This is a genomic window from Nocardia sp. bgisy134, assembly GCF_965341865.1.
Lineage (GTDB): Bacteria > Actinomycetota > Actinomycetes > Mycobacteriales > Mycobacteriaceae > Nocardia.
Map to the genome: position 1 here is coordinate 645,284 of NZ_CBDQZP010000002.1, position 19,154 is coordinate 664,437.

Sequence of the window (19,154 nt, forward strand, 5' to 3'; positions counted from 1 at the left end):
GCCTTCGAGGACGTAGGTGCTGGGACCGCCCCGATACGTCACCTATCGCCGAAGCGGTCTCTCCAGTACGGATGGTTTCGGAGGAAGTCGATGTTCTGCTGAGTTTTGCCTTCAAATGCGAAGTCGATCAGGTCATCCCAGACCGGAGTCTTCCCGCGTACCAGCGCCCAGACGGTGTCCTGACTCGTGTACAGGTAATAGCGTCGCGGCGCGGGCGGTTCGGGGTCCCAGTCGACCCGCACCGAGCACCCGTTGCCGGGATTTTCTGTGATGGTTCCGGTCAGTTCGAAATCCATGACCGATACGCGTTCGTCGCGCCGGTCGAACGGGACGTCGTCTACGGTGGTGCGGCGGGTGCGTACGGCGATGCGTTCCCCTGACAGCATGTCGGCGACTTTGCTTTCGAAGCGGGGGTTCGGGTCCATTCGCCACTCGCCGCGCTCGATGAAATCGCGAATCTGGTTGCGCCCGGTATGGGTTGGGCCTGGAGACACGATCCAATAGCAGACCAGGTCGCCAGCCTTGCCCTCGGCGGAATTGCTTCGGCGCACCTCATCCAGGTGGGCTTGTGGCGCAGGTTCGGTTGGGCCCCCGGGTTTTCCAGTAAGGCTGCCCTCGAGGAGGGCGGGCAGCGGGTGTTCCGGATCGACCACTTCCGGAACGTCGACGTCGAGATCGGTGCGTCGAGCGAGCTCGGCGGCGGTGATGCGTTGGCGAGCCGCGGCACGGCCAACGGCGTCAAATCGAATCCCTTCCTTTTCCAGGATCGTGCGGGGATCCTCGGTGCGAGCCGGGTCGGGCCACCTGAAATCGGGCGAGATCTGGCCGGTCGACTTCAGAACCCGATGAGCATTGGGAGCCGGGACGGAAGCCAACCGGGCACCCACGGCGACCGGTGCACACCCGATCACCTCCGCAACGTCGCCGTAGGTTGTCCACCGCCCGGAGGGGATCGAGGCGAGCACTTCGATCATCAAGCGCCACCTCGGCTCTGGCGGCAACGTACCGACCGAATCATCCGGTCCTGGCCAGATCTTGACGATGCGCTCGGCCAGCGACTTGCCGCGGGCGCGGATCTCCTGGCCTCCCCATCGTGCCGCCTTGGCGATCTCCCGGTTCATCGCCAAACCACTGTCGCGCAGGATCTGTTGTTTGGTAGAGAACCCGTCGTTGCCGAGCTTCCCGTTGTAGGCGGTGAGACTCAAGTTGCCCAGCGTATGCACGACGGCTTGGTGCAAATCCTGCGGACTGTCGTTGCCGTCCACCTCGTCGGCGAGCATGGCCCACCATTCCTCGGTCGGCGACTGTGGAAGTACGTGCTCGATGGTGAGTTTGGCTCGGTCGAAATCCACCTGCTCGCCGTGCCGGAGATCTTCTTCCAAGCAGCGCAGGATATAAGCCCGCTGCGGGCCCCTGCCACTCCAGTAGAAGTTGTTGGCCAGCACAGCTTCTCGAATATGTTGATCGGTCGGAAATCGTTTGCGGTTGCCGGACAGGATCTTTGTGATCTCCTCAGCGGTGGGCACTGCGTCGCCGAGCTCCTTGACCAAGGTCATCAGCACACGATTACTACCCGTACTGCCGATACCGGCGATCATTCTGCGCACCAGGTAGCTCTCCACCGCCCGCATTGCACGCGCAGCAGCGGCACCATCGAGTTCCCCGGCATCGCGGGCAAGCAGAATCCGTAACGCCACCGGATGCACGACCTGCGCGCCCCACCTATCGAGGCGGTCCAGCCCGCGGCGCAGCGCATCGTCCGGTTCGCTGTCCGGGTTGAGAATTGTGCGGAACAGCCGCGCCTTATGGTGCAGCTCAATGATCCAGGATTCGATCTCAGCCTCGCCGAATGCCGCGAGGCGTTGCTGCTGCGCGTGATAGGCCGCCGCCTGGGTAGCCCGGTCATCGCCACGCATGACCAGATCGAGCCAGATCAGAGTCTCCAGCTGATCATTGGTGAGCAGGCCCTGAAGCGGCCGCCACTGCTGCTCGTAGACGAATTCAGCGCGGGTGGGTAGACGCATGAACACGTAGTTGCGCAGCAAGTCAGCCTGGGTCAGTGGCTGGCCGGTGTGATTGAGCGACTCGAAGATCCGATGCACATTGTCGCCGGGATGCGCCGCGATCTCCACGATGCTCAACTGGGACGCGATAGCTTGCTCGATACGCGCGATCTCGTGCGGGTTCTCCGAGTCAGCGGCTGAGGCCAGTTCGCGACAAAAGTACTGGTACGCCTCCCCGATCGGGTCCTCTCCGCCAGCGTCCGGAGATCCTTCCACCAGCGCCTGCCACGAGGCTCGATCCGCCTGCGTCGGCAGCAACGTGTAGCGCTCGAGGCCATTGGCATACCGGTTGACCAGGTAAAGATCATCGATCTTCGCGGCCAGGCGACCGTCTGTTGCGCGAACATGATCACGGATAGCGCACAGCAGAATGCTCAACGTCGTCAGCCGCTGCTGGCCATCCACCACAAGCCAGACCTGCACACCGGCCGGCGTGTTCGCAGGACTCGGTGCCAGCACCACCGACCCCAGAAAATGCGAAGCGCCGTCTCCTGCGTCGATAACCCCGATAAGGTCGTCCCACAGCTTCCGCAGATGCTTCCTCTCCCAGCTGTACCGACGCTGGTAGAGCGGCACTACATACTGCCGCTCGCCCTGCAACAAACTCCGAAGTGTTGTCTCGCCAGCCTTCATCTTCCCCCACTTGCGCTGTGTGCCAACGTCTTTCAGTCAAAGATCGACAGGATCCTACCTTCGATAAAACGATCACGAAACCCCGCGCTGAACCGCACCCCAAACGACGAAAGATGCTGGATACGAGGAGAACCGATTTCATGTTCTGCCAGTCTTTGGCCCCAGCACTCGGCGACGAGCACTGCGATCTTGTACATGCGGTCGCTGACCACCGCGTAGCAGGTTCCCGAGAGTAGATGGACCGTGAGGCGCTCGAACTCGCCACTGGTCAGCGGCGCGGCGAAATATGTGGAGTCCGCTGGTCATCTCTCGATCTCGACAGTGCCATGCAGTCGATCCACGAGAGCCGCGTGGTCGTCGCCGGTCGCGGGGCCGACGGTCAGGTGAAGTCGGATGATTACGCACGTCAAAACTCACTCGACCCGGACGCTGTCCAGTGCTGCGGGATTGGAAGGAAGTCCGGGACGCTGAGCGAAAGTTCTTCGGTGAGGACTACCAGGACACCGGCGGAGTGTTCACGTGGGAGGACGGGCGGCCGGTCCACCCGGATTCGATCCGGGCGCGGTTCAAGCGTCTGGCAGCTGAGGCGGGGTTGTCGGAGATTCGCTTCTACGATCTGCGGCACTCGTACGTCACTGGAGCAGCGTTGGCTGCCGGGATCAGCCCCAAGGTGGTCGGCGAACGGGTGGGGGACGCCGATGTGGTGTTCACCCTGAAGACCCCGGCATGGACGAGGAGGCGGCGGTCCGCGGTGCAACCTATTTACTGGGCGGCACCGGCCCTGTCGACGGGGTTACCAGTCGTGAGCCTGGCTAAGGTTCCCCAACCCGCTCCCATCCGTCAATGAAGAATGGCCCGGAACATGCTGTTCCGGGCCATTCTCCCTAGTAGCGGGGACAGGATTTGAACCTGCGACCTCTGGGTTATGAGCCCAGCGAGCTACCGAGCTGCTCCACCCCGCGTCGGTGATCTCAACCTTACACATGCGGCGGGCGTGGCGCCTAATCGGCTGGTCGGAGGCGGTTTCAGCCGAACTGGATGCCTTGGGCGAGGGGCAGTTCGGTGGAGTAGTTGACGGTGTTGGTGGCGCGGCGCATGTAGGCCTTCCACGAGTCCGACCCGGATTCGCGGCCGCCGCCGGTGTGCTTCTCGCCACCGAACGCGCCGCCGATCTCGGCGCCGGAGGTGCCGATGTTGACGTTGGCGATGCCGCAGTCGGAGCCGTCGGCGGCGAGGAAGCGTTCGGCCTCGCGCTGGTCGCCGGTGAAGATCGCGGACGAAAGTCCTTGCGGCACCGCGTTGTGCAGCGCGACGGCGTGCTCGAAGTCGTGGTAGGTCAGCACGTACAGGATCGGCGCGAAGGTCTCCTCGCGCACCACGGCGGTCTGCGCGGGCATCCGCACGATGGCCGGGCGCACGTAGTGGGCGTGCTCGCCGAAGCCGGGCACCGGCTCGCCGCCGCAGACCAGTTCGCCGCCGTCGGCGAGTGCGCGATCGATCGCCGCGCGCATGCCGGTGCGCGCGGATTCGTTGATCAGCGGCCCGACCAGCACCCCCTCGTCGAGCGGATTGCCCACGCGCAATTGCCGATACGCGTTCGAGACCCGGTCGAGCAGCGGCCCGACCACGTCGACGTGCACGATCAGCCGCCGCAGGGTGGTGCACCGCTGCCCGGCGGTGCCCGCCGCCGCGAACACGATGGCGCGCGCGGCCAGCTCCAGATCGGCAGAGGGCGTGACGATGGCGCCGTTGTTGCCGCCGAGTTCCAGCAGGCAGCGGCCGAACCGCGCGGCCACCCGCGGCGCGACCATGCGGCCCATCCGCACCGAGCCGGTCGCGCTGAGCAGCGCGACCCGCTCGTCGTCCACCAGCCGGGCGCCGACCTCGGAACCGCCCTGGATCAGTTGGTGCACTTGCGGATCCGCGCCCACGTCGGCGGCGGCCCGCCGAAGCAGCGTGTGACAGGCCAGCGCGGTGAGCGGGGTGGTCTCGGAGGGCTTCCACACCACCGTGTCGCCGCACACCAGCGCGATCGCGGTGTTCCACGCCCAGACCGCGACCGGGAAGTTGAAGGCCGAGATCACGCCGACCACGCCGAGCGGATGCCAGGTCTCCATCAGCCGGTGACCAGGCCGTTCGGAGGGCATGGTGCGCCCGTACAGCTGGCGGGAGAGCCCGATGGCGAACTCGCAGATGTCGATCATCTCCTGCACCTCGCCGACCGCCTCCGGGCCGATCTTGCCCGCCTCCAGGGTGACCAGCTCGGCCAGCTCGGACTTGTGCGCGGTGAGCAGCTCGGCGAGCCTGCGCACCACGGCGGCCCGCGCGGGCGCGGGCACCGTGCGCCAGGCGCCGAACGCGGCGGCGGCGCGTCCGATCGCGGCGTCGACTGCCTCGGGCGGGTCGGCGGGCAGGGTGGCGAGCGCGCCGCCCGTAATGGGAGTGCGGGCGGTCAGCTCACCCGTCTGGGGCGGCTCGGCGCCGAGACCGCGTAACAGGGTTGCCGCGCGGTCGGCGAGATCGCGGGTCAGCTGGTCGCTCAAGGTGTTCGTCATCGATTGCTCCGCTTCGGCTTTGGGCTCTGCTTCGGGCGTGCACGCGGTGCTGTCAGGTTGCCAGAAGTGAACGAGTCGGGGTTTTCGACACGAGCAGCGTTCACTGGGTTAGCCTCCACTGATGGCGGATACACCGGCAAGACCCGTACTCGATGACATCGATCGCCTGCTGATTCGTGAACTGATGGCCGATGGTCGCGCCACCCTGTCGAACCTGGCCGAGAAGGCGAGCCTATCGGTCTCCGCTGTGCAGTCGCGGGTGCGCAGGCTGGAAGCGCGCGGCGTGATCCGCGGCTACACCGCGCACGTCGACCCGGAGGCCCTTGGACAGCTGCTCTCGGCATTCGTCGCGATCACTCCTCTCGACCCGTCGCAGCCGGATGACGCCCCCGCTGTGTTGCAACATATCCCGGGTATCGAGGCATGCCACTCGGTGGCGGGTGACGAGAGCTACGTGTTGCTGGTGCGGGTCGCTTCGCCGCGCCACTTGGAGCAGCTGCTCCAGGAGATCAGGGCGACCGCCAACGTCCGGACGCGCAGCACCATCATCCTGCAGACATTCTATGACAGGTAGCAATTCGGAGTAATTACTCCGCAATATTGTAGAGATTCCGTAAATATTTTCGTACCCTACAGGTGTGACCCTCGAACTGGAGCGCACCCGATCGGGTGGTGACACGGCACCGGTCACCCCCGCGACCCGGGTACACGAGATCCTGTCGGCGCACCTCCTCGCCGACGGCTTCGAATTGGTGCTGGACCTGACCAACTCCCGCGGCTGCCGCCTCGTCGACGAACGCGACGGCAGCACCTACCTCGACATGTTCGGCTTCTTCGCGTCCAACGCGCTGGGCATGAACCATCCCGCGTTGGCCGACGATCCGGACTTCTGCGCGGAGCTGGCGACGGCCGCGCTGAACAAGCCCTCCAACTCCGACATCTACACCGTGGAGATGGCGCGGTTCGTCGAGACGTTCGCGCGTGTGCTCGGCGATCCGCGACTACCGCACCTGTTCTTCATCGACGGCGGCGCCGCCGCCGTGGAGAATGCGCTCAAGGTCGCGTTCGACTGGAAGAGCAGGCACAACGAATCGCAGGGTAGGTCAAGGGATCTCGGCACGAAGGTGCTGCATCTGACCGGAGCGTTCCACGGCCGGACCGGCTACACCATGTCGCTGACCAACACCGACCCGGTGAAGACCGACCGCTTCCCGAAGTTCGATTGGCCCCGCGTCGACACGCCGTACCTGGCGGTCGGACGCGACATCGAGGCCGCCGAGGCGCACGCGCTGGACCAGGTGCGCCGCGCGTTCGCCGAGAATCCGCACGACATAGCGTGTTTCATCGCCGAGCCGATCCAGGGCGAGGGCGGCGACCGGCACCTGCGCGGGGAGTTCCTGCTCGCCGTGCAGCGGCTCTGCCACGAGAACGACGCGCTGTTCGTCCTGGACGAGGTGCAGACCGGCGTCGGGATGACCGGAACCACCTGGGCCTACCAGCAACTCGGTCTGTCGCCCGACGTCGTCGCCTTCGGTAAGAAGACCCAGGTGTGCGGCGTGATGGCGGGCGGGCGAGTCGACGAGATCGCCGACAACGTATTCACGGTCGGCTCGCGGCTCAACTCCACCTGGGGCGGCAACCTGGCCGATATGGTCCGCGCCCGCCGCATCCTCGAGGTGATCGAGCGCGACGAGCTCATCGAGCGGTCCAAGCCGCTCGGCGAGCACCTGCTGCGCAGGCTGGAGGGGCTGGCGGCGGAGCACCCGCGCGTCACCGAGCCGCGCGGGCGCGGCCTCATGTGCGCGATCACCCTGGCGACGGTGGAACTGCGCGACGCGGTGCTGACCGGGCTGCGGGAACGCGAGCACGTGCTGATCATCGGCACCGGCGAGCGCGGCATCCGCTTCCGGCCGCCGCTCACGGTCAGCGCGGCGCAGCTCGACGCCGCCGTCGACGCCGTGGAGAGGGTGCTGGGTTCGGTCGACTGACACGGCGCGCGGCGCTGCTGGCGTGGATAGCCCGGAAATCGCTGTCCGGCCCGTAGGCTTCGCTCACATGTCGTCTCACTCCTCCCAGGTACGGTGCAGACGCGTGAACCGACGTGGCGCACCTCGCGGATACTTCGCGGCCTTGGCCGCTGTGGCGGCGGTGACCAGCTGTACGACGAGCGAGGCTGGCACCGTCGTCACCGAATCGACGAGCTCGGCCGTCGCGGCGGCGCCGAGCCCGGACGCGCCGCCCGCGCAGATCGCCAATCTGTTGCCAGGCATGCCACCGCCGCTGTCTCCGACCGACGTGTACGCGGCCAACCGGGAGCTGAGCCCCTCGGTGGCCGATCACCGGCCGCTGGTGTACGTGCCCAACAGCCAGTCCCACACCGTCTCGGTGATCGACCCGAACACCTTCCAGGTGATCGACACCTTTCCCGCGGGCGGGCAGGAGCCCCAGCACGTGGTGCCGTCCTACGACATGCAGACGCTCTACATCACCAACGACCTTCCGATCGGCGGCGGCAGCTTGCGGCCGATCGACCCCCGCACCGGTCTGCCCGGCGAGCCGTTCCCGGTCCGCGACCCCTACAACATGTACTACACACCCGACGGCCAGTTCGCCCTCGTCGTCGCCGAGGCGGACAGGTCGCTGGACTTCTACGATCCGCGGACCTGGCAGAAAGTGCACGCCCTCTCGGTGCCCGATTGCGCGGGCGTCGACCACATGGACTTCACGGCCGACGGCCGCTTCGCCCTGGCCAGCTGCGAATTCATCGGCCGCATGCAGGTTTTCGACGTCGCGGACCGCAAACTGGTCAAGACCATCGATCTCGCGGGCGGACGCTCGGGCAAGCCGCAGGACGTGAAGCTCTCTCCGGACGGCCTCACCTTCTACGTCGCCGACATGGCGGCGGGCGGGCTCTACGTCTTCGACGCGCTCACCTTCGAGAGCAAGGGCTTCGTGCCCACCGGCGACGGCGCGCACGGGCTCTACATCACCCGCGACTCCAAGCAGATGCTCATCACCAACCGGCACGAGGGCAGCATCTCGGTGTGGGACTTCGCGGAGAACCGCCTGGTGCACAAGTGGTCCGTGCCCGGCGGCGGCAGTCCCGACATGGGCAACATCTCCGCCGACGGCCGGGTGTTCTGGGCCTCGGGCCGCCACCACGGCGAGGTCTACGCGATCGACATCGTCGAGTGGAAGCTGCTGGCCCGCATCCCGGTCGGGCGCGGACCGCACGGCCTCACCATCTGGCCGCAGCCGGGGCGCTACTCGACCGGCCACACCGGCGTCATGCGTTAGCCGTAGCTCGGCGTCCGCTGCGGCCGTGCGCTCGTCCTCGTCGACCCGGCCACGACGGGTCCGATCGACGGCGACCGATCAGCTGGTCTCGGTCAGGCGCAGGCCGAGGCCGCCCTCGACGAATCGGCCGACCGCCGTGCGCCCAGCGTCGAGCGCGGGTTCGAAACCCGCGCGCGACCAACCGGTGAGCTCGGCGGTGCCGTCCGGGGCGGGGGTGACGACGATCTCGGCGACCATTTCCGCCGTGGTGGGTTCGCAGACCGCCCAGGAGTAGTGGGTTTCCTTGTCCCACTGGGTGGTTCGCCGGGTGACGTACTCGGGATCGGTGATGCCGCCGGCGGCGAGCGCGGGGCGGTCGTCGATCCGTTCGTCGGCGCGCAGTGCGCGCAGGTACCAGCTGCCCGCGTTGATCTCGATGGGTTCCATCAGTGCTCTCCCTGTCGGTCGCCGAACGGCAGGGCGCGGCCCATCGCGCGCTCCCGCACGGGAGCGCCGATCCGGAGGCCGGGCAGCTCGTCCACGGGAAAAGGCTAGCGTGACCGGCCGCGGCCACCGCGGGGCGGGCGGCGGGCGCGCGGAAGTCGGGCAGCTCACACCATTCGTGGTGGTTCGCGCGGGGTACGCTCCCTGTAAGGCTGGGCCCGCGACGAAAGTCGTGAGCTGGACTTTCGGTGATGTACCCCGGCATTCGGGAGTCCGCGTCGGCGCGGCGGATGTCGATGGTGACTGGGAGGTTCGCGATGACAGCGGCGCGGTTCGGTCGTTATCGGCTGGAACGGCTGCTCGGCAAGGGCGGCATGGGACAGGTCTGGCTGGCCTACGACACCACCGACCACAGACACGTCGCGCTGAAGCTGCTGCCCGCCGAGCTCGCGGCGGACGAGGTCTACCGGAAGCGTTTCGAACGCGAGGCCCAGGTCGCCGCCGCGCTGCGCGATCCGCACATCGTGCCCATCCACCGGCACGGCGCCGTGGACGGGCGGCTGTTCATCGAGATGGCCTTCGTCGAAGGCACCGACTTGGCCGCGCGGCTCTCCGAGGGCGGACCGCTCACGGCGGGCGCGGCGCTCGACATCCTCGGGCAGGTCGCCGCCGCCCTGGACGCGGCGCACCGCGCCGGGCTGGTCCATCGCGACGTCAAGCCGTCCAACATCCTGGTGGCGCCCGGCGGGTTCACCTATCTGATCGACTTCGGCATCGCCCGCGGCACCGGTCAGACCTCGGTCACGACAACGGGTCTGGCGATCGGCACCTGGGCCTACATGGCGCCGGAGCGCTTCAGCGGTCACGCCGACGCGCGCGCGGACGTCTACTCCCTCGCCTGCGTCCTGTACGAGACCCTCACCGGTCGTCGCCCCTACGGCGACACCGACCCGGCCCGGCAGATGCACGGGCACCTGATGACCGATCCGCCGAGCGCGTCGTCGGCGAACCCGGACGTTCCGGCCGGCCTCGACGCGGTCATCGCGCGGGGGATGGCGAAAGAGCCGGGGGATCGGTACGCCAGCGCGGGAGAGTTCGTGCGGGCGGCCTGCGAGATCGTCGCGCCGATGCCCGGCGCACCCGGTTCTCCGCACCCGCCCCGTGTGCTCCAGCAGCCGGGGCTCCCGCCGACGCGGGTCGAGACGGTCGGGCCCGATCTGCCCGCCGATGATGCTCGGACTCCGATCGCCGCCGGGACCGGTGCGCCGACATCGACGGAAGCGCCTGCGCAACTGGCCGGCTCGAAGGCCTCGGGGGTTCTTCCTCCGACGAAGGTGATGCCCGCGCCGGGACCCACTCCGACGCTGGTGCAGACCAGAGTCGCGCCGCAGGGCTATTCGGCGGGTGTCGTGCCCCCGCGCTCCGCGCCGCCCGGTGTCGTGCCACAGGGCCCGGCACCGTCAGGCGTCGCGCCGGGCCTCGTGCCGATCGGCTACGCGCCCGCGATGCCGCCGTCGGCCGCGGCCCGGCCGGTGCTGCCCGTCGCGCATCCCTATGGCAAGCGGTGGTACCTGCGGCGCAAACCGGTTCCCGCGATTCGTCGTTCGCCGTCGCCCGGGCCGGTGTGGCCGTCGCGCGGGCCCGCGTACGTCGCGCCGCCCCGTCCTCAGCAACCGCCGCCCCGGCGCAAGCGAGGCGGGGTGCTGCGCAAGGTGATCGGGGCGTTGGTCGTGATCTTCTTGGCGCCCTTCGTCTTCGCCGCGGGGTGCCTGGCGTTGATCGCCGCGGTCGGCGGGGACGAGTCGGCGACCGCGCCTCCGCCGACCGCGATGGTCGAGGATCATCCTGAGCCCGCGCCGAATCCGGGCGCGCCCGCCCCGGCGTACAGCGCGGTGCGGGACGGCAAGTTCGAATTCGCGGTGACCGACGTGAAGTCGGGAGTCTCGCGCGTCGGTCTACAGTCGGCGCGCGGCGCGTACCTGGTCGTCACGCTCGCCGTCCGGAACATCTCCGACGAGGTGAAGTGGTTCCTGCCCTTCGGCCAGAAGCTCGTGGACGCCCAAGGCAACGCGCTCGATCACGACACCACGGCCACCGCCTGGCAAGCCATGCAGTCGCGCCTCGGCTACTCCTTCGAGCTGCGCCCCGGCGCCTCGGCCACCACCGTGCTGGTGTTCGACGTGCCACCAGGCAGCACGCCTGACCACCTCGAACTGCACGACTTCGTGCTGTCGAACGGCGTCACCGTCGCGCTCGACTGAGGAGCCGAGCCGCTGTCGGCACTCGAAGCGTGGATCGAGGCGCGATTTCCGCTCGTCTGCCGGATAACGGCCCGTTGCTCGCGGATCGGCCGCGTTGTCCGCATCGTGACCCGACCACGGGCGCGTTCAGGCGGCGTCGACGCGGGCGAAGGCGGTGTAGACCGCTTGGCGGCCGAGTTCCAGAGCCTTGGTGAGCAGGTCGGTGTCGCGGGCGGTGCCTTCGACGGTGGGCGCCCCGGCGGGCGGGTGGATTTGCAGGACCGTCTCGCCGAGGGAAGCCAAGAGGGCGACCTCCGCCTGTTCCTGCTCTGGGCGGCGCAGCCAGGCGCGGTAGGCGCCGGGGGCCCGCAGGCGAAGATAGTTGCCGCCGACCAGCTGGTGAACGCGGGAGGCGGGCGGACGGGCCTCGTCGGCACGGCGAGTGCGCAGCACCAGGCAATGGGTCGCGCCGCCGCGGACCGCGGTGTGGATGGGGATCGGCTCGGCGATGCCGCCGTCGAGATAGGGCACGCCGTCCAAGACGACGGGCGGACCGGCCAGGATCGGCAGATTCGCGCTGGCCCGCAGCGCCCGCATCAGGGTCGGCTTGTCGTAGATGTGCGGGCGGAGGTCGATGGCGTTGCCGGTCCGGATGTCGGTGCCGATCGGATGGAAGGTGGTGGGGTTGTTCAGGATCGCGGGAAAATCCATGGGTTCCAGGCCGTCGTAGACCCGGTGCACCAGGTACCGCACGTCGAAGGCGGCGCCACCGCGCAACAGCCGGCTCGGATCGATCACCCGCCGCATGATCTCGGGATCGGACCAGGAGCGCATTCCCGGCACGGCCCGCCCGCACAGCAGCCAGGCGCCGTTGATCGCGCCCGCCGAGGTGCCGTAGACCGCGTCGAACACCCCGGAGAGGCCGAGCTCCTCGAGCGCCTGCACCATGCCGCTGGAATAGACCCCGCGACTGCCGCCGCCCTCGATGACGAGCGCGAGCCGATGGCCGTCCGCGCGGGATCCGGTGGTGCTGCGGCCTCGGATGATCTCGGCCACGGTAGAGCTGATCACCGGTCCACGATACGACAAGAGCGGGCGTGGACTCCGTTGTCCATCGCCCGCTCTCGTGCGGTGTCGGCCGGGCCCGGTGGGCACGGCCGGACGCAATCCGTCCTCAGCGCTGCGAACAGCGGAGGCGCGGTACGCCTTACTTGATCTCGGCCAGCACCGTGCCCTGGGTGATCGCGGCGCCCGCCTCGACGGCGAGACCGGTGACGACGCCCGCCTTGTGCGCGTTGACGGGGTTCTCCATCTTCATGGCCTCGAGCACCACGATCAGGTCGCCCGCTTCCACGGACTGGCCCTCTTCGACGGCCACCTTGACCACGGTGCCCTGCATCGGCGCGGTGACCGCGTCACCGGAGGCAGCGCCGCCGCCCGCACCGCCACGCTTGCGCGGCTTCGGCTTCTTGCGGATCACACCGGCGCCGTTGCTCGCCGCACCTGCGGCGCCGGCACCCACGGTGAAGTTGCCGGGCAGCGAGACCTCGACACGGCGACCGCCGACCTCGACGACGACCTTCTGCCGGGGCAGCTCCTCGTCCTCGTCGGCCGGGGCGCCGCTACCGGTGTAGGGCTCGATGTTGTTGGTCCACTCGGTTTCGATCCACTTGGTGTAGACGTCGAACTTCTCGCCGTCACCGATGAACGCGGGGTCCTCGACGATGGCGCGGTGGAACGGGATGACCGTGGCCAGGCCCTCGACCTGGAACTCGGCCAGGGCGCGGCGCGCGCGCTCCAGCGCCTGGGTGCGGTTCTCGCCGGTGACGATCAGCTTGGCCAGCATCGAGTCGAACTGTCCGCCGATCACGCTGCCCGCTACCACGCCGGAGTCGACGCGCACGCCGGGGCCCGACGGCTCGCGGTAGACCTCGACCGGGCCGGGGGCGGGCAGGAAGCCGCGGCCCGCGTCCTCGCCGTTGATGCGGAACTCGAAGGAGTGGCCGCGCGGGGCCGGGTCTTCCTCGAGCTCCAGCTCTTCGCCGTTGGCGATGCGGAACTGCTGACGCACCAGGTCGATGCCCGCGGTCTCCTCGGTGACCGGGTGCTCGACCTGCAGGCGGGTGTTCACCTCGAGGAACGACACCGTCTCGCCCTGCACCAGGTACTCCACGGTGCCCGCGCCGTAGTAGTGGGCCTCGCGGCAGATCCGCTTGGCGGACTCGTGGATCTTGGCGCGCACCTCGTCCGACAGGAAGGGCGCGGGCGCTTCCTCGACCAGCTTCTGGAACCGGCGCTGCAGCGAGCAGTCGCGGGTGCCCGCGACCACGACGTTGCCGTGCTTGTCGGCGATCACCTGCGCCTCGACGTGGCGGGCCTTGTCCAGGTACTGCTCGACGAAGCACTCACCGCGGCCGAACGCCGCGGTCGCCTCGCGGGTGGCCGACTCGAACAGCTCGGGGATCTCCTCGATGGTGTGCGCGACCTTCATGCCGCGACCGCCGCCGCCGAACGCGGCCTTGATCGCGACCGGCACGCCGTACTGCTTGGCGAACTCGACGACCTCGTCGGCGTTCTTCACCGGGTCCTTGGTGCCCGCGGCCATCGGGGCGTTCGCGCGCTCGGCGATGTGCCGGGCGGTCACCTTGTCACCCAGATCGCGGATGGACTGCGGCGACGGGCCGATCCAGATCAAACCGGCGTCGATCACGGCCTGGGCGAAGTCGGCGTTCTCCGAGAGGAAGCCGTAGCCGGGGTGGATCGCGTCCGCGCCCGCCTTGGCGGCGGCGTCGAGGATCTTGTCGAACACGAGGTACGACTCGGCCGAGGTCTGACCGCCCAGCGCGAACGCCTCGTCGGCGAGCTTCACGAAGGGCGCATCGGCGTCGGGCTCGGCGTACACCGCGACACTGGCGATGCCGGCGTCCTTGGCCGCCCGGATCACACGCACGGCGATCTCGCCTCGATTAGCTACGAGTACCTTCGTGATCCGCGCGCTGGCATGGCTGGGCACTGAGCCTCCTGGTTGCAATCTTCTGGTCGCTTCGCGGGATGGGGCCGCAGATGGCCCGTTCCCGGTAGGGGTCGGAACACCGCGCAGGCCCCGTGCCCGTGACGACAGTTTTCGTCTGGGGCGAGTGTAGGCAGTCTGCCAACAGACGCCGAACTCGGATAGCCCTACTGAACAGTAGGTCGCGCATCACACAATCGCATCCGGTGTGATCCAGCCCCGATTCGGGTCGGCGAGCGTTACCGGGCGCAGTCCGTCCACAGTTCCGCGCACGGCCGGACCGAAGGCCGGAGGTACGCCGATCAGACGCCGCCGGACGCAGTCCGTCCACAGCCCCGCGCACGGCCGGAGCGAAGGCGGAGGTACGCCTACTTGCGGCCTCGCCGAGGGGCGGTCGGAACCTCGCCCGGTTCAGTCCCCTTGGCGATGGGCATCCGAACCGAATTGCCCCACTCGGTCCACGAGCCGTCGTAGTTGCGGACCGTACCGTAGCCGAGCAGGTAGGTCAGCACGAACCAGGTGTGGCTGGAGCGCTCGCCGACGCGGCTGTAGACGACCAGGTCGTCGGCGCCGCCGACCGGCGCGTAGATCGTATCCAGTTCGGCGCGCGAGCGGAAACGTCCGTCCGAGCCGAGCGAACGGTCCCACGGGATGTTCAGCGCCGTGGGGATGTGGCCGCCGCGCAGCGCCGCGTCCTCGGGACTGTCCGGCTTGGGGGTGAGCTCGCCGGAGTACTCCTCGGGGGAGCGCACGTCGAGCAGCGGCTTGCCGAGGTGGGCGAGCACGTCGTCGCGGAAGGCGCGCTCGGTCGCGTCGTCGCGGTGCACCGCGGGGTAGTCGCTCGGCGGGAGGTTGGGGGTGTCGAAGGTGGTGTCCCGTGCCTCCGAGATCCACGCCTCGCGTCCGCCGTCGAGCAGCCGCACGTCCTCGTGCCCGAAGAGCGTGAACAGCCACAACGTGTGCGCGGCCTGTGCGTTTCCCCGATCTCCGTAGATGACCACCGTGTCGTCGAGGGCGATGCCCTTGGCCCGCATCAGTTCGGTGAAACGCGCCCCGTCGATATAGTCACGCGTGACCGGATCGTTGAGATCGCCGCGCCAATCGATCTTGACGGCCCCGGGGACGTGTCCGATGTCGTAGAGCAAGATGTCCTCATTGGACTCCACGATCCTGAGTCCCGGCGCGCCTATGTTTGCCGACAGCCACTCTGTGGTTACTAGTCGGTGAGGATGTGCGTACGTTCCGAATGAGGGATGGGCGTCCGGGGCAACGGGCACGATATGGGTCCTTCACACGAGGTAGACGGTGGTTACAGCGGTTCGGGTCTCACTGCGATGTTAAATGTGAGGCGATAGTGAAACTCGTTTCAGATCACGAATCGGCTGATTGGGCGAATAAATCGCACCCTCATCCGATAAAGTCTCCCGGGAGGAGGGGTGAGCTATGTCGGATTCCTGGCCGCGGCGGCGACTGCTCGCGATCCTACGTGGCGCAAGCGAGCCTCTCGATGCCCAAGAACTGGCCAGAATCACCGGACAGCACGTCACGACGGTGCGATTTCACCTGGATGTGCTCACCAAGGAATCCCTCGTTCGGCAATTCCAGCAACCTCCGCGCGGCCGCGGCCGCCCGCGCATCGGCTACAGCGCGGTCCAGCGCTCGGTCGGGTATCAGGAACTGGCGCAGGTGCTCGCCGACCAGCTCGGTCTCGACCCGCGCCGCCGCTCGGAGGCAGCCGTCGCGGCCGGGCGCGCCTGGGGCGGCAAGCTCGACGCCGGTGATCACCCCGTGGAGTCACTGGAGGACGCCAGAGACGTCACGCTGACCTTGCTCTCGGAACTCGGGTTCGCGCCGGAACGCGATCCGGCCGCCGAGAACGACGACGAGATCCTGATCCGGATGACCGCCTGCCCGCTCCGCGAGCTGGCCCGCACGCACTCCGAGGTGGTGTGCGGCGTGCATCTCGGGTTGATCAGAGAAGTGCTGGACCGCAACGGCGTGCGCGGCGAGGTGAACGTCCGGCTGCACCCGTTCGTGGAACCGGAGCTTTGCCTGACCCGGCTCGAACACCTGGCCCGCCGGAATCAGGAGAATCGCGAGACGGCGTCGGTGCCCGCCGGGGCCGAGCCGGGCGGTGCGGAACCGCCCCTCACGCCGCCGCTACTGGGCCGTGTGGCGCCACAACTGCGCAATGCCGACCCCAACGTCGCCAAGCAGTCGGCGCAGCAGTGGTAGACCGATACCGATGACGCTCGACGGATCGCCGTCGATCCGGTCGACGAACCAGCCGCCGAGCCCGTCCAACGTGAACGCGCCCGCCACCTGCAGCGGCTCGCCCGTGGCGATGTAGGCGTCCAGCTCGCCGGGTTCCGGCTTCGCGAAGTGCACCGTGGTGGCACTGCAGTCCACCGCCTCGGTGACGATCTCACCGTCACGCATCCGCAGCACACAGTGCCCGGTGATCAGATCGGCGCTGCGCCCGGCCATGTCGGCCCAGCGGGCCCGCGCCACCTCGGGGGTGTGCGGCTTGCCCTGCAGGACGCCGTCCACCAGCAGCATCGAATCGCAGCCCACGACAACGCAATCGGCGGCGTATTCGGGGATGGTGGCGGCGACGGCGGCCGCCTTGGCCTTGGCCAGCTCGACGACGACGGTCTGCGGGGTGGTGTCGGCGGGCAGCGCCGCTGCGACCGCGTCCTCGTCCACGTCGGAGACCCGGACCACCGGGTCGATGCCCGCCGAGCGCAACACCTCTCGGCGGGCCGGTGACGCGGACGCGAGAACCAGCGTCGTCGTCACCGAAGGTGCGACAGCTGCGGGAAGGCGTACGGCGAGAACGGCGACGAGCCGCGGTGCAACATGGTCGGGCGTCCCCACCCGTCGGCGGGGCCGGTCGAGGCCGCGGCGCCCGAGGCGTTCGCGGCGGCGGAGAACACGCACACCAGCGCGGCGATCTCCTCGTCGCTCGGAGCGCCCTTGACGATTCGAATGAACGGCTGCTCGCCCGCATCGGCGGCGGCCGTGCCAACGGTGACCGCCTCGACCTCTTCCGCGATCGGGTCGACTGCGAGATCCAACTCGGCGGCGGTCAACACGTCTTCCTCTGCCACGGTCGTCACAGTGCCAGATCCTTCCTCTAGCTCGATCGGGCGTAGTCCCTCACCCGAAACGGGATGACGCGATAATCATCCTCGGTTTCACTCATTGCGTCTCTGCAACCAGTGTGCGCGGCTCACCGAGGTTATCGCCGAATCAGAGCGGGATGTTGCCGTGCTTCTTGGGCGGAAGGGTCACCATCTTGCGCTCCAGCAGTCGCAGCGCGGACACGATCTGACCGCGGGTGTGCGACGGCGGGATGACCGCGTCCACGTAGCCGCGCTCGGCGGCGACGTAGGGGTTCACGAGAGTGTCCTCGTACTCGTTCTGCAGCTCGAGCCGCAGCGCATCGACGTCGTTGCCGTCCTTGGCGGCCTGCTGCAGCTGCTTGCGGTAGACGAATCCGACGGCGCCGGAAGCGCCCATCACGGCGATCTGAGCGGTCGGCCACGCGAGGTTCACGTCGGCGCCCATGTGCTTGGAACCCATGACGTCGTAGGCGCCGCCGTAGGCCTTGCGGGTGATGATCGTGATTTTGCCCACAGTGGCCTCACCATAGGCGTAGAGCAGCTTCGCGCCGCGCCGGATGATGCCGTTGTACTCCTGGCCGGTGCCGGGCAGGAAGCCGGGAACGTCGACAAGGGTGATGATCGGGATGTTGAACGCGTCGCAGGTGCGCACGAAGCGCGCGGCCTTCTCCGAGGCGTCGATGTCGAGGCAGCCCGCGAACTGGGTGGGCTGGTTGGCCACGATGCCGACGCTGCGGCCGTCGACGCGCCCGAAACCGACGATGATGTTCATCGCGCGCTCGGCCTGCACCTCGAGGAACTCGTCGTCGTCGAGCAGGCGACGGATCACCTCGTGCATGTCGTACGGCTGGTTCGGCGAGTCGGGGATGATCGTGTCCAGCTCGAGGTCTTCCTCGGTGAGGGACTCCTCGATGGCGCCGTCGATCGGGTCGGTGGGCGCGAAGCGCGGGGCTTCGGCGCGGTTGTTGCTCGGCAGGTAGCTCAGCAGATCCTTGACGTAGTCCAGCGCGTCCTGCTCGCCGGAGGCCACGTAGTGCGCCACACCGGACTTGGTCATGTGGGTGTGCGCGCCGCCCAGGTCCTCCATGGTGACGTCCTCGCCGGTGACCGTCTTGATGACGTCCGGACCGGTGACGAACATCTGGCTGGTGCCGTCGACCATCACCACGAAGTCGGTCAGCGCGGGGGAGTAGACGTGGCCGCCCGCGGCCGGGCCCATGATCAGCGAGATCTGCGGGATCACGCCGGAGGCCTGGATGTTGCGGTGGAAGATCTCGCCGTAGAGGCCGAGCGAGACGACGCCCTCCTGGATGCGCGCGCCCGCGCCCTCGTTGATGCCGATCAGCGGACGGCCCGTCTTGAGCGCCAGGTCCATGACCTTGACGATCTTCTCGCCGTACACCTCGCCGAGGCTGCCGCCGAAGACGGTGACGTCCTGGCTGAAGATGCACACGTCGCGGCCGTCGATGGTGCCGTAACCGGTCACCACGCCGTCGCCGAGCGGGCGGTTGTTCTCCAGCCCGAAGTTGACGCTGCGGTGGCGGGCGAGCGCGTCGAGTTCCACGAAAGAGCCCTCGTCCAGCAGCGCGAGGATGCGTTCCCGGGCGGTCATCTTGCCCTTGGCGTGCACCTTGTCGACCGCCGCCTCACCCATCGGGTGCTTGGCCTCTTCCAGCCGATTCCGCAGGTCAGCCAGTTTCCCGGCCGTGGTGTGGATATCGGGTTCGCCCGCCGAACCGGATGCGGACTGCTGCTGGACACTCGTCATGGCTCGGAGTGTAACCAGTGGCAGTTGGTCTTTCTAACCC

Annotated in this window: 14 protein-coding genes and 1 tRNA gene; 5 read left to right on the top strand and 10 right to left on the bottom strand. The window is 68.2% G+C overall.

The genetic code is table 11. From position 1 onward, the window contains the following. Positions 1-38 precede the first annotated feature (38 nt). The 3 genes from ACRWNM_RS06470 to amaB form a co-directional block, all read right to left on the bottom strand. Entirely contained in the window at positions 39-2,666 is a 2,628-nt protein-coding gene (locus ACRWNM_RS06470; protein WP_431964456.1) for a GmrSD restriction endonuclease domain-containing protein, read from the bottom strand. Positions 2,667-3,584: 918 nt separating this feature from the next. Further along, a tRNA-Met gene (locus tag ACRWNM_RS06475) sits at positions 3,585-3,658 on the bottom strand. A gap of 63 nt (positions 3,659-3,721) precedes the next feature. After that, a complete protein-coding gene (amaB, locus tag ACRWNM_RS06480) occupies positions 3,722-5,251 on the bottom strand; it encodes an L-piperidine-6-carboxylate dehydrogenase (protein WP_431964458.1) in 1,530 nt (509 codons plus the stop codon). Positions 5,252-5,372: 121 nt separating this feature from the next. Between amaB and ACRWNM_RS06485 the strand changes: the two genes are divergently transcribed. From ACRWNM_RS06485 to ACRWNM_RS06495, 3 genes are all read left to right on the top strand, one after another. Beyond that, on the top strand, positions 5,373-5,825 hold the full coding sequence (locus tag ACRWNM_RS06485) for an Lrp/AsnC family transcriptional regulator (protein WP_040686931.1): 453 nt from the start codon (positions 5,373-5,375) through the stop codon (positions 5,823-5,825). A 64-nt stretch (positions 5,826-5,889) separates the two neighbouring features. Continuing rightward, complete coding sequence (lat, locus tag ACRWNM_RS06490) at positions 5,890-7,239, top strand: L-lysine 6-transaminase (RefSeq protein ID WP_431964461.1); 1,350 nt, start codon at positions 5,890-5,892, stop codon at positions 7,237-7,239. Between the two features lie 103 nt (positions 7,240-7,342). After that, the gene (locus ACRWNM_RS06495; RefSeq protein ID WP_431964463.1) at positions 7,343-8,548 is read left to right on the top strand and encodes a hypothetical protein; all 1,206 of its coding nucleotides are present in this window, start codon (positions 7,343-7,345) and stop codon (positions 8,546-8,548) included. Positions 8,549-8,626: 78 nt separating this feature from the next. On the opposite strand, the gene ACRWNM_RS06500 is transcribed toward ACRWNM_RS06495, so the two are convergent. Continuing rightward, positions 8,627-8,974, bottom strand: a complete 348-nt coding sequence (locus ACRWNM_RS06500; protein ID WP_431964465.1) for a hypothetical protein — start codon at positions 8,972-8,974, stop codon at positions 8,627-8,629. Between the two features lie 314 nt (positions 8,975-9,288). On the opposite strand from ACRWNM_RS06500, the gene ACRWNM_RS06505 reads away from it, so the two are divergent. Further along, entirely contained in the window at positions 9,289-11,232 is a 1,944-nt protein-coding gene (locus tag ACRWNM_RS06505) for a protein kinase domain-containing protein (RefSeq protein WP_431964467.1), read from the top strand. Positions 11,233-11,358: 126 nt separating this feature from the next. Here ACRWNM_RS06505 and ACRWNM_RS06510 read toward each other — a convergent pair whose 3' ends face one another. From ACRWNM_RS06510 to ACRWNM_RS06520, 3 genes are all read right to left on the bottom strand, one after another. Further along, complete coding sequence (locus ACRWNM_RS06510) at positions 11,359-12,282, bottom strand: patatin-like phospholipase family protein (protein ID WP_431964469.1); 924 nt, start codon at positions 12,280-12,282, stop codon at positions 11,359-11,361. A gap of 136 nt (positions 12,283-12,418) precedes the next feature. Beyond that, the gene (locus ACRWNM_RS06515; protein WP_431964471.1) at positions 12,419-14,224 is read right to left on the bottom strand and encodes an acetyl/propionyl/methylcrotonyl-CoA carboxylase subunit alpha; all 1,806 of its coding nucleotides are present in this window, start codon (positions 14,222-14,224) and stop codon (positions 12,419-12,421) included. A gap of 365 nt (positions 14,225-14,589) precedes the next feature. Continuing rightward, positions 14,590-15,498: a sulfurtransferase gene (locus ACRWNM_RS06520; RefSeq protein ID WP_431964473.1), complete on the bottom strand. Its 909-nt coding sequence runs from the start codon at positions 15,496-15,498 to the stop codon at positions 14,590-14,592. A gap of 166 nt (positions 15,499-15,664) precedes the next feature. On the opposite strand from ACRWNM_RS06520, the gene ACRWNM_RS06525 reads away from it, so the two are divergent. After that, entirely contained in the window at positions 15,665-16,456 is a 792-nt protein-coding gene (locus ACRWNM_RS06525; RefSeq protein ID WP_431964475.1) for a helix-turn-helix transcriptional regulator, read from the top strand. Here the strand turns inward: ACRWNM_RS06525 and ACRWNM_RS06530 are convergent. The 3 genes from ACRWNM_RS06530 to ACRWNM_RS06540 all read right to left on the bottom strand — a co-directional run bounded on the left by ACRWNM_RS06530 (position 16,382) and on the right by ACRWNM_RS06540 (position 19,114). Beyond that, positions 16,382-17,020: a nucleoside triphosphate pyrophosphatase gene (locus tag ACRWNM_RS06530; protein ID WP_431964477.1), complete on the bottom strand. Its 639-nt coding sequence runs from the start codon at positions 17,018-17,020 to the stop codon at positions 16,382-16,384. The two genes, ACRWNM_RS06525 and ACRWNM_RS06530, sit on opposite strands and share 75 nt — an antisense overlap. Continuing rightward, on the bottom strand, positions 17,017-17,340 hold the full coding sequence (locus ACRWNM_RS06535) for an acyl-CoA carboxylase subunit epsilon (protein ID WP_431964479.1): 324 nt from the start codon (positions 17,338-17,340) through the stop codon (positions 17,017-17,019). The genes ACRWNM_RS06530 and ACRWNM_RS06535 overlap by 4 nt, the downstream gene beginning before the upstream one ends. A 133-nt stretch (positions 17,341-17,473) precedes the next feature. Then, positions 17,474-19,114 (bottom strand): acyl-CoA carboxylase subunit beta, encoded by a 1,641-nt coding sequence (locus ACRWNM_RS06540; RefSeq protein WP_431964481.1) that lies wholly within the window; start codon positions 19,112-19,114, stop codon positions 17,474-17,476. Between the last annotated feature and the right edge of the window lie 40 nt (positions 19,115-19,154).

What these genes read in the sequence shown, in the direction of transcription:
- amaB (WP_431964458.1), bottom strand. Translation starts at nt 5,251, where the DNA reads ATGACGAACACCTTGAGCGACCAGCTGACCCGCGATCTCGCCGACCGC.
- ACRWNM_RS06485 (WP_040686931.1), top strand. Translation starts at nt 5,373, where the DNA reads ATGGCGGATACACCGGCAAGACCCGTACTCGATGACATCGATCGCCTG.
- ACRWNM_RS06500 (WP_431964465.1), bottom strand. Translation starts at nt 8,974, where the DNA reads ATGGAACCCATCGAGATCAACGCGGGCAGCTGGTACCTGCGCGCACTG.
- ACRWNM_RS06505 (WP_431964467.1), top strand. Translation starts at nt 9,289, where the DNA reads ATGACAGCGGCGCGGTTCGGTCGTTATCGGCTGGAACGGCTGCTCGGC.
- ACRWNM_RS06525 (WP_431964475.1), top strand. Translation starts at nt 15,665, where the DNA reads ATGTCGGATTCCTGGCCGCGGCGGCGACTGCTCGCGATCCTACGTGGC.
- ACRWNM_RS06540 (WP_431964481.1), bottom strand. Translation starts at nt 19,114, where the DNA reads ATGACGAGTGTCCAGCAGCAGTCCGCATCCGGTTCGGCGGGCGAACCC.